3 protein-coding genes are annotated in these 17,046 nt (G+C 48.9%); all 3 read right to left on the bottom strand.

What is annotated here, in order from left to right:
• A partial coding sequence (locus B9Y59_RS15535) for a discoidin domain-containing protein (RefSeq protein WP_198945575.1) occupies window positions 1–5,255 on the bottom strand: 5,255 nt, incomplete at its 3' end.
• A gap of 2,781 nt (window positions 5,256–8,036) precedes the next feature.
• Window positions 8,037–14,360 (bottom strand): discoidin domain-containing protein, encoded by a 6,324-nt coding sequence (locus B9Y59_RS00400; protein WP_158088891.1) that lies wholly within the window; start codon window positions 14,358–14,360, stop codon window positions 8,037–8,039.
• A 2,288-nt stretch (window positions 14,361–16,648) separates the two neighbouring features.
• On the bottom strand, window positions 16,649–17,046 hold a 398-nt coding region (locus B9Y59_RS00395; RefSeq protein ID WP_158088890.1), incomplete at its 5' end, for a hypothetical protein.

The following is a 17,046-nucleotide window of genomic DNA, read 5'->3' as shown; positions in this document are numbered from 1 at the left end:
TCCTGGGTTGCGGCTGGATCGTCGTAGACCTCCTGCGCGTTGGTCCGGGCATTCACAAAGAGTTCCCGTACTTCCGGTACCAGCCGGTCGATGTCCTCCTGCGTAACCTTGTTCGCCTCATCCAGGACAATCTTCAAGATGTCCTTGTCCACCTTCGTAAAGGTAAAGCGCAGGCTTGCACTCTCATTCGGCATCGTGTAGGTGTACGTAAAGCCGTTTGGTTCAAACGGGATGTCCTCTCCGTTGAGCTGTGCACTGGCGAACGCGCCGTCGGTCGGGGTGAAGGTAAAGGTCAGCTCTTCGCCCGGCATCACTTTCGCGCCGTAGATTGCATCCGTGGAGATCACCACATCTGCATTTCCTTCCACTTCCACCGCTGCATTGCTGCTCCACTGTACGGTCAACAACTGCGGCTCCTTCGGTTCGTCCGGCTTCTGGTTTTTAGCAAAATCCGCCGTTAAGATTACATTATTCGCGGGCATTGTAAAGTTCAGTTCTGAGGAAACCCGTTGTTCCGGGGTAAGTGTCAGGCCGACCGTGCTCCATCCTGTAAAATGATACCCTTCTGGAGCATCATTTGCAGTAACTGTCACTTCGTCTCCTTCTTTAAGTCCAGTACTTTCCCCAGAGACTACCGCATTCCGAGTCAAAACAACATAAGTATCTTCTTCCTCTGCAGGCGGCACATAGTCGCTGTCATATACTTCAAATTCATAGATGCTGGCTCCCCATTCATCCCAAAGTTCTGTTGCCTGCATCTTCACATAACGGCCGGAAACATTGGACAGGTCAAATTCCTGTTTATCATTGTCTCCTCCGCTGGCTGCAGTTGTCGTATGGTTCGCTACTTCGGTGAATGCAGCACCGTCGCTGGAGACCTGAATCGCATAAGATTTCGGAGCATGCTCCCAAGAAATACGGATATATCCCAAGTCTTGTACATCGCCCAAGTCCACCTGGAACCACGGCTGAGAGGATTGGTTGACCGATCCGGTTGCCCAACGGGTCGACATCAGGCCATCTACGGCGCCTGCGGCACTGTGATCGGCACTCTCTGTGTTGGACGCTTGAGCAGGTTTCCCGACAGCCAAATGGTCAATAGCTTCCTCATCGCGCAAACTGTCCGTCTTGAGCGCCAGATTCAAGAGACGGACCGCAGCAGCTTCCAAAGTCTCGCGGTCTAGGATTCCTTCGTTGACCGCATTGACCAGAGCATTGGAATCGCCGCTGGGCATTTTCACATCGCCGCCCGCCAAAACTTCCTTGACGATATTGGAGTCATTTCCCCAGTCGGTCATAAATACTCCATCATAGCCCCACTCTCCACGGGCAATTTCATTCATCATAGGCTCCAACTCAGCAGCCTTGGTTCCATTGACAAAATTGTAGGAGGTCATGATCGACCATGGGTCAGCTTCTTTAATGACAATTTCAAACGCTTTCAAGTAGATCTCACGCATCGCGCGGGAGGAAACAAGGCTGTTCGAGGCCAAACGGCTAAATTCGGTGGAATTTACAGCAAAGTGTTTCACAGCTGTTGCCACGCCCACGGACTGGATACCACGGGTCACAGCAGCACCCAGCTTGCCCGTGAGATAGGGGTCTTCCGCGTAGTATTCAAAGTTGCGCCCACCCAAAGGATTGCGCTGGATATTGATGCTGGGGCCCAAGATACAGTTGACATCATAGGCCCTGATATCTTTGCCAAAGGCCAGTCCATAATCTTCACACAGTTCTTCGTTCCAAGAGCTGGCCATGACATTGGTCGCAGGCCAGGCAACAGGGCTGGTAATATCGTTCAAACGAACACCTGTGGGACCATCCGCAGTTTGTACACCGGGAATTCCCAAAGACGGAATGTTCCCGATTGAACCCGTGTTGGTATTGGGTGCCACATTTCCTTGACCACTTCCCAGGGTCGCCAACTCATTCACCGTAAGCTGAGAGACAAATGTATCCATCAGTTCCGGATTTTCAGCCACATCCTCAAAAGATAGTTCTTCGGCTGTTGTAGAGAGACTATTGACAGCCGCATTGGTCTTGGCTGCTGGGGTCTCCACTTTTTCAAAGGTGATGTAGTCGATATTGGGGAACGCTGCAATCTGCGATTCGATGGTAAGTGTCGCCTCACCGCTGGGCAAAATCACAGTCAGAGGTTCCAGATCCACAAAATTGTAATAGGTGTTTCCCGAAATAGCTGTGTTTTTAAAGGAGATGCTGTCGTCGAATGCCTGCGTGATATTGTTAATCAGGAAGATCGCTGTACTGTTCAGCTTAGTCTCCCCAACTGCCGCATAGTGGACCACCATGCGGTACGTTCCAGTCTCCTCCACGTTTAATTTGTAGTTGACACGGGAACCAGCACGCATGTTGGACAAGCAGCTGCCGGGCTGGCCCTGTCCATCGTCCTGAAAATCTTCATAGCGGACTCCGGCGGAAGCATCTACATAGTCTTCGCCTTCTACTTTGCCAATACCATCGGCAGGAATATCGTTGACCACATCGGCATCGTTGTCGCGTTCCAACGTGAAACTATCCCACAAAATGTCTGCAGCTGCCTTTCCAGTGAACTCGAACGCAACATCTCCCGTCGGGAAACCAACCTGGATAGCAGCCGTTTCCAAATGTTCACCGCTTTCCAGTACAAGCGAGTCATCGATGTTCACTTGGTTTCCACCAACGAATATGGCCAGTGCATCATTGAGTTTTACTGCTTCACCATTGTTGGTGTATGCCAACTTGAGCTGATATTTACCTCCTTTGACCACCTGTAACTGATATGTCACGGACTCATTTTCAGGAATAGACAGCGCGCCGTCCCTTTCGATTACGCCCGCTCCGGCTGATTTATAATTTTCCACTTCTGCCTGATTGACAATGTCATCCTTGACATTGATCTGGCCGGGAATCTCAATGACTTCCAGTTCTTCGTAGGTTCCATCCGCCAAGAGACGCTCATTCAACATGGTATCCAATTGGGTCAGATCTTCATCAATCACACGCAAGTTTGGCTGATTGTACGTGTAGACCATGCGGCTTCCAGCATCGCGGATGGAATTTCCCACAAAGACCTTGTAGTCCCCTGCCTCCAAGAGCCAGGCATTCTTGTGTCCTGTTACGCCTGTGTCGTCATAACTCGCCATATCCGAAATGGGGAAGGACAAAGTCATGGTCTGGCTCTCGCCGGGTTCCAACAGTTTGGTCTTACCAAAGGCAGCCAATACCTTTCCGGGTTTTCCCAGCACAGCGTCGCCTTCTCCCATTTGTGGAGCGCTGTAATAAACCTGCACAACTTCTTTTCCGGAATAAAAATCACCTGTGTTCGTGACTGTAGCAGAAACCTCTATGTGGGTCCCTACCTGGCTAGCGGTGACATTGGAGATCGCAAAATCCGTATAGGACAGGCCATAGCCAAAGGGATAGCGGACTGTTTCATAATCGGGATCAAAGGTTTCAAAGTAACGGTAACCGGTAAAAATGTCTTCCGTATATTTCTGGGTGGTACTTCCGCTGAAACCATCAGCAGGATAGGCGTCAAAGCTCTTAGCAACGGTTTCCGTCAGTTTTCCCGATGGGGTCACCCTACCGGAAAGAATATCGCCAACGTAATTGCCGCCCTCCTGGCCGCCGTATCCCATGAAGACCAAGGCTTCGATTCCCATATCCTCTACAAATTCCATATCCGCTACAACACCATTGTTGTAGACCACAGTGACTTGGTCAAAGTATTTCGTGACCAGTTGGAGCATTTCCGTTTCTTCGTCGGTCAAAAGCCAGCCGCCCTTGTTGTTTTGCATGTCGTTGTTTTCGCCCACGATACGGCCAATCACCACAACCGCCTTATTGTTTCGTTCTTTGGCCTCCTTGACCAGCTCCTCGGTCAGAGGCATTTCAGGGAAAAAGCGGTCGCTGGTATAGATGACCTCTTCCTTCTTGTTGGCAGGGTCATTGCACCAGGTTTCATAAATCTCAGCCAAGGTTTCATCCACATGGATTCCCACATTTCGCATACCATCCAACACATTGACTTCATAGGCGGGATTCATATACGCTGCGCCTAAACCGCCTCGGATGGTATCCACTTGCATGCGTCCAAACACAGCAACTTGATCGTTCTCTGTCAATGGCAGTGTTTGATTCTCATTTTTTAGAAGAATCACACCCTCATCGCCAATTTGACGGGCAAATTCGATTCGTTCTTCCATAAGATCAAACCGGCCACTGGTATCCCGTTCGGTGGGTAGACTCACGGTAAAGGGGTCCAGGGTATATGTTTCCCCACCGTTTGTCAAGGTCAATACATAGCGGTCTTCTTCCCAAGTCACATTGGCAATCGTATCTCCCAGGGTGATCTTTTCCTGGGCAACCTCCGTAGCTGCTTCTGCAATAGCCTGCTCATCCGCATAGTCGGCAGATGGAACCAAAACTCTTCCGCCAACCTGTTTTTTTGCCAAGCGCAGATATTGGCTCTCATCCGCAGGATAAACCGTTACAACACATTTGGCCGGAAGATCGGTCCCGCTGACTGCGCCCAATACTTCGAAAGTACCAACCTTGCTGTAATTTTTAGCAGGGATAGCATTCCAGGTTACCTTCAAATCGGATTGTTTCCCATCGGAATAGGTTGCGGTCACTTTTTCAGGGAGTTCGGGAGCGATTCCCACGACGGTTTCCGCTGAGGCAGTCTTCAAGTCCGTGATGATAGTACCGGCATCCCTGGCTTCCATCTCATAAATTGAATAGGGATATCCCGTACCGGCACTGTCCATGGTCAATTTCAGATACCGGCAAGTCTGGTTGATGACAATAGGCATCTCACCCGGTTTGGAACTGGGAGTGTCATGGAATACGCTGGTGTATTCCTGATCGTCGTTAGAAACGAAAATGGAATAATCGCTGGCAAAGGCGGTTTCCCAGGTAATAATCAGGGAACCAATCTCTTTGGGTTCGCCAAAATCAAACTTTATCCATTCATTTCCTCTGGACGTTGCCGCCCAACGGGTCTTTTTGTCACCATCGACAAGATATTTGGCGGGACCTGTCTGTTCCCCATTGGCTATGTGGTCTGCATCTTCTGAACTACATGTAATGGTCGCATCCTGCAGCGGATTACCACCTGTTGTAACCGCACTTATCCCAACAGGATAGCCATCAGAAGCTGTCTGTTCCAAAGCACTTGCGGGAATAACCCCTAAGCTCATCGACATGATCGCTACGGTCAGAATCCATGCGATAATCTGTCTGGTCCTTTTCATGATCCTTATCCTTTCTCCTCCTAAAACTTTTGGTCTGTAGAACAATAGGAATGTATGGCGTACATTCGTCCAAGAAGAAATGATCTCTTTCATCTTGTTGGAGCGTAAAGATTCCCATTAAATTTCCCATTTTCTAAGCAGAACAAACCGTCCAGCTGAAATCCCCATTCCAGCCGCCATATTACGCTTGCCTTTGAACGATGTGAGTCCATTCTCATCTCCCTTTTTAAACCGAAGCACATTCTGGCCGGTTAAGATATTTATTGACTTTAGCTGTTAGTACAATTAAAGCAGGTTATATTAATAATGTCAATAGAATTTCCGGTTTATGACAAGAAATTTTATTATATTATGCAAAATATTATTGTATATAGGAATAATTTACCTGTGTGGCTAATTCAGTCAATCTGTGTGTATAAATTACTTTTTTAGATTGATGTTCATCATTTTATAGAGGGGTATCGTGACTATCCGAAAACAGACTGTACAATTCTCTTTATTCTCTACCTTGCAAACACACAAAAGAAACCCGTTCCGACTAAAACCGAAGCGGGTCTTTTGCCTTTGTTCAATTGCGTTCCACCAGGGTCGTCTGAACCCACACCGTCCCTTGAATGCTCCCTCTCTTCTCAAGACGGTTATCCGTATGTTTGGTTTCTGTCTTTAGGCTTGTCCTTTTACAAACACATCGGCTATGCGATAGGGCAGTAGATGCCCTTCTTCTCCCACAAATGTACAGCGTCTTTCGTGCCTTCGGCATTTCTTACGGAAGTCCCTTACTATTGACCGTTAGACACTTGATTGAGTACCGGTTATTTCTACTCTTCCTATAATGCAATTCCAATGTTTTCCCATCAACTCCAGACGCAAAACGACCTTTATACGGCGCCTCCTACGGAAGTTCCCTGTTATCGATTACCAGACACTTGATCGGATACCAACTATTTTTACCTTTTCTACAACTTAATTCTTATGTTCACCTATCATAAACGAATACATCGCGTCTTTCGCGCCTTCGATGTCCTTCTACGAAAGTTCCCTGTTACCAATTGCCGGTCACTTGATTGAATATCGGTTACTTCTACTTTTCCTATAATACAATTACAATGTTTCTATCCAATTCAGACACACAATGTCCTTTATACGGCGCCTCCTACGGAAGTTCCCTGTTATCGATTGCCAGATACTTGATCGAATGCGAACTACCTTCATTTTTTCTGTAACTTGATTTCAATTCCCTCCTATCAATCGGGGACGTATAGCGTCTTTCACTCCTATGGTGTTTCCTACACGGTCTGTCTTCCAGCAGCGGTTGCTTAATCGAACGGCTTATGCTCTTCGCAAGTCATCCTACATTCAACCAATGGTCACCGTGCAGTGCTTCACTGCTTTCTGCCTTGGCAGTGTCGTATAGATACCCGTACTCTGGCCCGGTGGATGTACAATGTCTTTTGCATCTATGGCGCTCCCCGCGGAAGTTTCCTGCCGTTAGCCGCTAGACACTTAATTGGATACCAGCTATTTTTACTCCTTCCATAACACGATTCCGATATTTACGGATTATTTTCATTTTATCTTGGTGGGAACAACTTTTATGCCGTCCCTAAAAGATACCCCACATCCGTCCAACTGTTCCTGCACAGTTCGTCACCATACGATACATTCTTATACCTTGTAAAAAGTTTGACCCAGCAGGGGTTATTCGCATTCTCGTTTGCGGATGCTCCTGCTGGGTCATATGGGGTGGAATATCTCTGCTTTGGCTTTCCTATGTATTCGCTCCTATGGGGGCAAATCATCTACATACGATTAGGATATACATTTACATGTAGAAAAGCTATCCGTCAGAGACATTCCATATTCTTTTTTCTTTCCGAAGCCTCATAGCTACACCATGCAGTGTTTCACCGCATTCTAACCCGGCAGGGTCGTATAGACGCCAGTGTCCTAGTCTGGTGCACGCACAGCGCCTTTCGTGACTATGACGTTTCCTGCACAAGCTCTCTTCCATCAGCGGTTGCTAGATCGAATGGCTTATGCCTTTCACTGGTATCCGGCATTCAACCAACGATTATCGTGTAGTGTTTCACCGCATTCTGCCCCAGCAGTGTTGTATAGGTGCCCATGCCCTAGCCCGGTGGATGCACAGCGCCTTTCGCTCCTTGGGAGTTTCCTACACAAGCTTTCTTCCACCAGCGGTTACTTAATCGAATGCCTTATGCCCTTCGCAAGTATCCGTGATTCAACCAACGGTTACTGCGTAGTGTTTGGTGGCTTTTCTGCCCCGGCAGGGTCGTGTAAAGCCCCTACCCTAGCCCGGTAGACGCACAGCGTCTTTCGTACCTTCGTGTTTCCTACGTTGGTTCTCTGCCAGCAGACTTGATCGAATGGCTTATGTCATTCGCAAGTGTCCGCCATTCAACCAATGGTCACCGTGCAGTGTTTCACCGCATTCTGTCCCGGCAGGGTCGTGTAGACGCCCATACTCTGGTTCGGTGGACGCACAGCGCCTTTCGCTCCTTGGGAGTTTCCTACGCAGGCTCTCTTCCAGCAGTGGTTGCTGGATCGAATGGCTTATGCCCTTCGCTGGTATCCGGCATTCAACCAATGGTCACTGTGCAGTGTTTCACCGCATTCTGTCCCGGCAGGGTCGTGTAGACGCCCATACTCTGGTTCGGTGGACGCACAGCGCCTTTCGCGCCTATGGCGTTCCTACGCAGGCTCTCTTCCAGCAGTGGTTGCTGGATCGAATGGCTTATGCCCTTCGCTGGTATCCGGCATTCAACCAATGGTCACTGTGCAGTGTTTCACCGCATTCTGTCCCGGCAGTGTCGTGTAGACACCCGTGCTCTGGCCCGGTGTGCCGGTTGCATAGACTCTGTAGTAGTAATCGTTTCCAACCTTCGCCACAAACTGCGTCTTGAGAACGCTGCCATTGCCCACGGTAAAGCTCGGCGTCTGGTTGTTTCCATTTACCACCGTCATCTTGAAGCAGTATGCGCTGCCTCTCTTGAGCGTGAAGTTCACTGTCGTGTCACCCACCACATGCGCCTTCTGGGTCGAGACGTTCTGTGCCGCAGACACGACGCCTGCCGCTCCATAGGAGTTGGAGGCATTCACAGAACGGCTTCCCTTTCCTCCCTTGTTGTCCGGCTTCGGGTTGGGCTTCGGCGTCTCCGCCTTCTCCAAACTTGCTACAGCTGTTTCCAGATTCACATATACCTTTGCGATTGTCTGGTTGTCTGCGGTTTCATCCCCGGCGACTGCCTTTGCTACCTGTAGCGCCGCCTCCAGGTTTGCCACACTGCGGTCCGTATAGCCGTTCAAGTCGATCGCTTCTGTCTCTTCGATGAGCTTCTGCAACTCTTCTCTGCTTGGGATCTTCCGCAGGGATGCCATTGCCTCCGCAAGCTTCTGCGCCATTGCATCCACTTCTTCCTGTCCAGCTTCCGGATTCCCAAGCATCGTCTCTGCATCTTCCAGCACTCCATTAAAGGTCTGGAATGCCTCGTCCTGGATATAACTGTCCATATCCAGGCTATTCGCTTCATCGACCACGGTCTGGAGCACCGACAGGTCTGCACGGTATTTCAGATTTTCAATCGCCTTCTGCAAGTTCTCATATGCCTTGTCCACTTCCGCCTTCAGCGGGTTCTCCTCGGCATAGACGTCCTTTGCCTCATTCAGCGCTTCCTCAAAGCCCTCCGTGCTGCTCGGCTTGAATGCATCCAGTTTCTCCGCCAACTGCTCTGCGATTTCGATCAGCGGCAGCAGCACTTCCTTGTCGCCTTCCTCGAATTCCAATAGGTGCATCGCTTCCAGCAGCTCGTCCCAGGCCTGGTTGACCTCCTCCTGGGTTGCGGCTGGATCGTCGTAGACCTCCTGTGCGTTGGTCCGGGCATTCACAAAGAGTTCCCGCACTTCCGGTACCAGGCGGTCGATGTCCTCCTGCGTTACCTTGTTCGCCTCATCTAGGACAATCTTCAAGATGTCCTTGTCCACCTTCGTAAAGGTAAAGCGCAGGCTTGCACTCTCATTCGGCATCGTGTAGGTGTACGTAAAGCCGTTTGGTTCAAACGGGATGTCCTCTCCGTTGAGCTGTGCACTGGCGAACGCGCCGTCGGTCGGGGTGAAGGTAAAGGTCAGCTCTTCGCCCGGCATCACTTTCGCGCCGTAGATTGCATCCGTGGAGATCACCACATCTGCATTTCCTTCCACTTCCACCGCTGCATTGCTGCTCCACTGTACGGTCAACAACTGCGGCTCCTTCGGTTCGTCCGGCTTCTGGTTTTTAGCAAAATCCGCCGTTAAGATTACATTATTCGCGGGCATTGTAAAGTTCAGTTCTGAGGAAACCCGTTGTTCCGGGGTAAGTGTCAGGCCGACCGTGCTCCATCCTGTAAAATGATACCCTTCTGGAGCATCATTTGCAGTAACTGTCACTTCGTCTCCTTCTTTAAGTCCAGTACTTTCCCCAGAGACTACCGCATTCCGAGTCAAAACAACATAAGTATCTTCTTCCTCTGCAGGCGGCACATAGTCGCTGTCATATACTTCAAATTCATAGATGCTGGCTCCCCATTCATCCCAAAGTTCTGTTGCCTGCATCTTCACATAACGGCCGGAAACATTGGACAGGTCAAATTCCTGTTTATCATTGTCTCCTCCGCTGGCTGCAGTTGTCGTATGGTTCGCTACTTCGGTGAATGCAGCACCGTCGCTGGAGACCTGAATCGCATAAGATTTCGGAGCATGCTCCCAAGAAATACGGATATATCCCAAGTCTTGTACATCGCCCAAGTCCACCTGGAACCACGGCTGAGAGGATTGGTTGACCGATCCGGTTGCCCAACGGGTCGACATCAGGCCATCTACGGCGCCTGCGGCACTGTGATCGGCACTCTCTGTGTTGGACGCTTGAGCAGGTTTCCCGACAGCCAAATGGTCAATAGCTTCCTCATCGCGCAAACTGTCCGTCTTGAGCGCCAGATTCAAGAGACGGACCGCAGCAGCTTCCAAAGTCTCGCGGTCTAGGATTCCTTCGTTGACCGCATTGACCAGAGCATTGGAATCGCCGCTGGGCATTTTCACATCGCCGCCCGCCAAAACTTCCTTGACGATATTGGAGTCATTTCCCCAGTCGGTCATAAATACTCCATCATAGCCCCACTCTCCACGGGCAATTTCATTCATCATAGGCTCCAACTCAGCAGCCTTGGTTCCATTGACAAAATTGTAGGAGGTCATGATCGACCATGGGTCAGCTTCTTTAATGACAATTTCAAACGCTTTCAAGTAGATCTCACGCATCGCGCGGGAGGAAACAAGGCTGTTCGAGGCCAAACGGCTAAATTCGGTGGAATTTACAGCAAAGTGTTTCACAGCTGTTGCCACGCCCACGGACTGGATACCACGGGTCACAGCAGCACCCAGCTTGCCCGTGAGATAGGGGTCTTCCGCGTAGTATTCAAAGTTGCGCCCACCCAAAGGATTGCGCTGGATATTGATGCTGGGGCCCAAGATACAGTTGACATCATAGGCCCTGATATCTTTGCCAAAGGCCAGTCCATAATCTTCACACAGTTCTTCGTTCCAAGAGCTGGCCATGACATTGGTCGCAGGCCAGGCAACAGGGCTGGTAATATCGTTCAAACGAACACCTGTGGGACCATCCGCAGTTTGTACACCGGGAATTCCCAAAGACGGAATGTTCCCGATTGAACCCGTGTTGGTATTGGGTGCCACATTTCCTTGACCACTTCCCAGGGTCGCCAACTCATTCACCGTAAGCTGAGAGACAAATGTATCCATCAGTTCCGGATTTTCAGCCACATCCTCAAAAGATAGTTCTTCGGCTGTTGTAGAGAGACTATTGACAGCCGCATTGGTCTTGGCTGCTGGGGTCTCCACTTTTTCAAAGGTGATGTAGTCGATATTGGGGAACGCTGCAATCTGCGATTCGATGGTAAGTGTCGCCTCACCGCTGGGCAAAATCACAGTCAGAGGTTCCAGATCCACAAAATTGTAATAGGTGTTTCCCGAAATAGCTGTGTTTTTAAAGGAGATGCTGTCGTCGAATGCCTGCGTGATATTGTTAATCAGGAAGATCGCTGTACTGTTCAGCTTAGTCTCCCCAACTGCCGCATAGTGGACCACCATGCGGTACGTTCCAGTCTCCTCCACGTTTAATTTGTAGTTGACACGGGAACCAGCACGCATGTTGGACAAGCAGCTGCCGGGCTGGCCCTGTCCATCGTCCTGAAAATCTTCATAGCGGACTCCGGCGGAAGCATCTACATAGTCTTCGCCTTCTACTTTGCCAATACCATCGGCAGGAATATCGTTGACCACATCGGCATCGTTGTCGCGTTCCAACGTGAAACTATCCCACAAAATGTCTGCAGCTGCCTTTCCAGTGAACTCGAACGCAACATCTCCCGTCGGGAAACCAACCTGGATAGCAGCCGTTTCCAAATGTTCACCGCTTTCCAGTACAAGCGAGTCATCGATGTTCACTTGGTTTCCACCAACGAATATGGCCAGTGCATCATTGAGTTTTACTGCTTCACCATTGTTGGTGTATGCCAACTTGAGCTGATATTTACCTCCTTTGACCACCTGTAACTGATATGTCACGGACTCATTTTCAGGAATAGACAGCGCGCCGTCCCTTTCGATTACGCCCGCTCCGGCTGATTTATAATTTTCCACTTCTGCCTGATTGACAATGTCATCCTTGACATTGATCTGGCCGGGAATCTCAATGACTTCCAGTTCTTCGTAGGTTCCATCCGCCAAGAGACGCTCATTCAACATGGTATCCAATTGGGTCAGATCTTCATCAATCACACGCAAGTTTGGCTGATTGTACGTGTAGACCATGCGGCTTCCAGCATCGCGGATGGAATTTCCCACAAAGACCTTGTAGTCCCCTGCCTCCAAGAGCCAGGCATTCTTGTGTCCTGTTACGCCTGTGTCGTCATAACTCGCCATATCCGAAATGGGGAAGGACAAAGTCATGGTCTGGCTCTCGCCGGGTTCCAACAGTTTGGTCTTACCAAAGGCAGCCAATACCTTTCCGGGTTTTCCCAGCACAGCGTCGCCTTCTCCCATTTGTGGAGCGCTGTAATAAACCTGCACAACTTCTTTTCCGGAATAAAAATCACCTGTGTTCGTGACTGTAGCAGAAACCTCTATGTGGGTCCCTACCTGGCTAGCGGTGACATTGGAGATCGCAAAATCCGTATAGGACAGGCCATAGCCAAAGGGATAGCGGACTGTTTCATAATCGGGATCAAAGGTTTCAAAGTAACGGTAACCGGTAAAAATGTCTTCCGTATATTTCTGGGTGGTACTTCCGCTGAAACCATCAGCAGGATAGGCGTCAAAGCTCTTAGCAACGGTTTCCGTCAGTTTTCCCGATGGGGTCACCCTACCGGAAAGAATATCGCCAACGTAATTGCCGCCCTCCTGGCCGCCGTATCCCATGAAGACCAAGGCTTCGATTCCCATATCCTCTACAAATTCCATATCCGCTACAACACCATTGTTGTAGACCACAGTGACTTGGTCAAAGTATTTCGTGACCAGTTGGAGCATTTCCGTTTCTTCGTCGGTCAAAAGCCAGCCGCCCTTGTTGTTTTGCATGTCGTTGTTTTCGCCCACGATACGGCCAATCACCACAACCGCCTTATTGTTTCGTTCTTTGGCCTCCTTGACCAGCTCCTCGGTCAGAGGCATTTCAGGGAAAAAGCGGTCGCTGGTATAGATGACCTCTTCCTTCTTGTTGGCAGGGTCATTGCACCAGGTTTCATAAATCTCAGCCAAGGTTTCATCCACATGGATTCCCACATTTCGCATACCATCCAACACATTGACTTCATAGGCGGGATTCATATACGCTGCGCCTAAACCGCCTCGGATGGTATCCACTTGCATGCGTCCAAACACAGCAACTTGATCGTTCTCTGTCAATGGCAGTGTTTGATTCTCATTTTTTAGAAGAATCACACCCTCATCGCCAATTTGACGGGCAAATTCGATTCGTTCTTCCATAAGATCAAACCGGCCACTGGTATCCCGTTCGGTGGGTAGACTCACGGTAAAGGGGTCCAGGGTATATGTTTCCCCACCGTTTGTCAAGGTCAATACATAGCGGTCTTCTTCCCAAGTCACATTGGCAATCGTATCTCCCAGGGTGATCTTTTCCTGGGCAACCTCCGTAGCTGCTTCTGCAATAGCCTGCTCATCCGCATAGTCGGCAGATGGAACCAAAACTCTTCCGCCAACCTGTTTTTTTGCCAAGCGCAGATATTGGCTCTCATCCGCAGGATAAACCGTTACAACACATTTGGCCGGAAGATCGGTCCCGCTGACTGCGCCCAATACTTCGAAAGTACCAACCTTGCTGTAATTTTTAGCAGGGATAGCATTCCAGGTTACCTTCAAATCGGATTGTTTCCCATCGGAATAGGTTGCGGTCACTTTTTCAGGGAGTTCGGGAGCGATTCCCACGACGGTTTCCGCTGAGGCAGTCTTCAAGTCCGTGATGATAGTACCGGCATCCCTGGCTTCCATCTCATAAATTGAATAGGGATATCCCGTACCGGCACTGTCCATGGTCAATTTCAGATACCGGCAAGTCTGGTTGATGACAATAGGCATCTCACCCGGTTTGGAACTGGGAGTGTCATGGAATACGCTGGTGTATTCCTGATCGTCGTTAGAAACGAAAATGGAATAATCGCTGGCAAAGGCGGTTTCCCAGGTAATAATCAGGGAACCAATCTCTTTGGGTTCGCCAAAATCAAACTTTATCCATTCATTTCCTCTGGACGTTGCCGCCCAACGGGTCTTTTTGTCACCATCGACAAGATATTTGGCGGGACCTGTCTGTTCCCCATTGGCTATGTGGTCTGCATCTTCTGAACTACATGTAATGGTCGCATCCTGCAGCGGATTACCACCTGTTGTAACCGCACTTATCCCAACAGGATAGCCATCAGAAGCTGTCTGTTCCAAAGCACTTGCGGGAATAACCCCTAAGCTCATCGACATGATCGCTACGGTCAGAATCCATGCGATAATCTGTCTGGTCCTTTTCATGATCCTTATCCTTTCTCCTCCTAAAACTTTTGGTCTGTAGAACAATAGGAATGTATGGCGTACATTCGTCCAAGAAGAAATGATCTCTTTCATCTTGTTGGAGCGTAAAGATTCCCATTAAATTTCCCATTTTCTAAGCAGAACAAACCGTCCAGCTGAAATCCCCATTCCAGCCGCCATATTACGCTTGCCTTTGAACGATGTGAGTCCATTCTCATCTCCCTTTTTAAACCGAAGCACATTCTGGCCGGTTAAGATATTTATTGACTTTAGCTGTTAGTACAATTAAAGCAGGTTATATTAATAATGTCAATAGAATTTCCGGTTTATGACAAGAAATTTTATTATATTATGCAAAATATTATTGTATATAGGAATAATTTACCTGTGTGGCTAATTCAGTCAATCTGTGTGTATAAATTACTTTTTTAGATTGATGTTCATCATTTTATAGAGGGGTATCGTGACTATCCGAAAACAGACTGTACAATTCTCTTTATTCTCTACCTTGCAAACACACAAAAGAAACCCGTTCCGACTAAAACCGAAGCGGGTCTTTTGCCTTTGTTCAATTGCGTTCCACCAGGGTCGTCTGAACCCACACCGTCCCTTGAATGCTCCCTCTCTTCTCAAGACGGTTATCCGTATGTTTGGTTTCTGTCTTTAGGCTTGTCCTTTTACAAACACATCGGCTATGCGATAGGGCAGTAGATGCCCTTCTTCTCCCACAAATGTACAGCGTCTTTCGTGCCTTCGGCATTTCTTACGGAAGTCCCTTACTATTGACCGTTAGACACTTGATTGAGTACCGGTTATTTCTACTCTTCCTATAATGCAATTCCAATGTTTTCCCATCAACTCCAGACGCAAAACGACCTTTATACGGCGCCTCCTACGGAAGTTCCCTGTTATCGATTACCAGACACTTGATCGGATACCAACTATTTTTACCTTTTCTACAACTTAATTCTTATGTTCACCTATCATAAACGAATACATCGCGTCTTTCGCGCCTTCGATGTCCTTCTACGAAAGTTCCCTGTTACCAATTGCCGGTCACTTGATTGAATATCGGTTACTTCTACTTTTCCTATAATACAATTACAATGTTTCTATCCAATTCAGACACACAATGTCCTTTATACGGCGCCTCCTACGGAAGTTCCCTGTTATCGATTGCCAGATACTTGATTGAATACGAGCTGTTTTCTTCTTTCTGTAACTTGATTTCAATATTTTTGCATCAATTTAGGACATATAACGTCTTTCGCTCCTATGGTGTTTCCTACACGGTCTCTCTTCCAGCAGCCAGTTACTTGATCGAATGGTCGATGTCTACGGAAGTTCCATGCCATTGACTGCCAGGCCTTGATTGGATACAGGTTTCTTTCACCCTTTCCCAAAGATGATTCCGGTATTCATCGATTGTTACCGGATTTCTAGTGGAAACAAATTTTATACCATCCCCAAGAGGTTACCCACGTTCTTTCAACCGTTACTACATAAATCGTCATCATACGATGTATTCCTATGCTTGTAAAAAGTTTGACCCAGCAGGAGCATTCCCGTTTGCGAATGCTCCTGCTGGGCCATATCGGTGGAATATCTCCGCTTTGGCTTTCCTATGTATTCGCTCTCATGAGAGGCAAATCATCTACATGCGATTAGGATATACGTTTATATTTACATGTAGAAAAGCTATCTGTCAGAGATATTCCATATTCTTTTTTCTTTCCGAAGCCTCATAGCTACCATCACCATGCAGTGTTTCACCGCATTCTAACCCGGCAGGGTCGTATAGACGCCAGTGTCCTAGTCTGGTGGATGCACAGCGTCTTTCGCTCCTTGGGAGTTTCCTACACAGGCTTTCTTCCACCAGCGGTTGCTTAATCGAATGGCTTATACCTTTCGCAAGTGTCCTACATTCAACCGATGGTCACCGTGCAGTGCTTCACTGCTTTCTGCCTTGGCAGTGTCGTGTAGACGTTTGTATTCTAGCACAGGTAGACGCACGGCGCCTTTTGCACCTATGGCGTTTCCTACTCTGGCTTTCTTCCATCAGCGGTTGCTGGATCGAATGCCTTATGCCCTTCGCAAGTATCCGTGATTCAACCAACGGTTATGCGTAGTGTTTGGTGGCTTTTCTGCCCCGGCAGGGTCGTGTAAAGCCCCTACCCTAGCCCGGTAGACGCACAGCGCCTTTCGCGCCTATAGCGTTCCTACGCTGGCTCTCCTCCATCAGCGATTGCTGGATCGAATGGTTTACACCCTTCACTGGTGCCCGGCATTCAACCAATGGTCACCGTGCAGTGTTTCACCGCGTTCTGCCCCGGCAGTGTCGTGTAAACGCCCGTGCTCTGACCCGGTGTGCCGGTTGCATAGACTCTGTAGTAGTAATCGTTTCCAGCCTTTGCCACAAACTGCGTCTTGAGAACGCTGCCGTTGCCTACCGTAAAGCCCGGCGTCTGGTTGTTTCCATTTACCACCGTCATCTTGAAACAGTATGCGCTGCCTCTCTTGAGCGTGAAGTTCACTGTCGTGTCACTCACCACATGCGCCTTCTGGGTCGAGACGTTCTGTGCCGCAGAAACGACGCCTGCCGCTCCATAGGAGTTGGAGGCATTCACAGAACTGCTTCCCTTTCCTCCCTTGTTGTCCGGCTTCGGGTTGGGCTTCGGCGTCTCCG

Source organism: Anaeromassilibacillus sp. Marseille-P3371, from assembly GCF_900169665.1.
In the GTDB taxonomy this organism is placed as follows: Bacteria; Bacillota; Clostridia; order Oscillospirales; family Acutalibacteraceae; genus Anaeromassilibacillus.
This window is presented reverse-complemented; position numbering and strand designations above follow the sequence as displayed.

Coding starts and splice junctions, on each gene's coding strand:
- B9Y59_RS00400 (WP_158088891.1), bottom strand. CDS start 14,360: ATGAAAAGGACCAGACAGATTATCGCATGGATTCTGACCGTAGCGATC.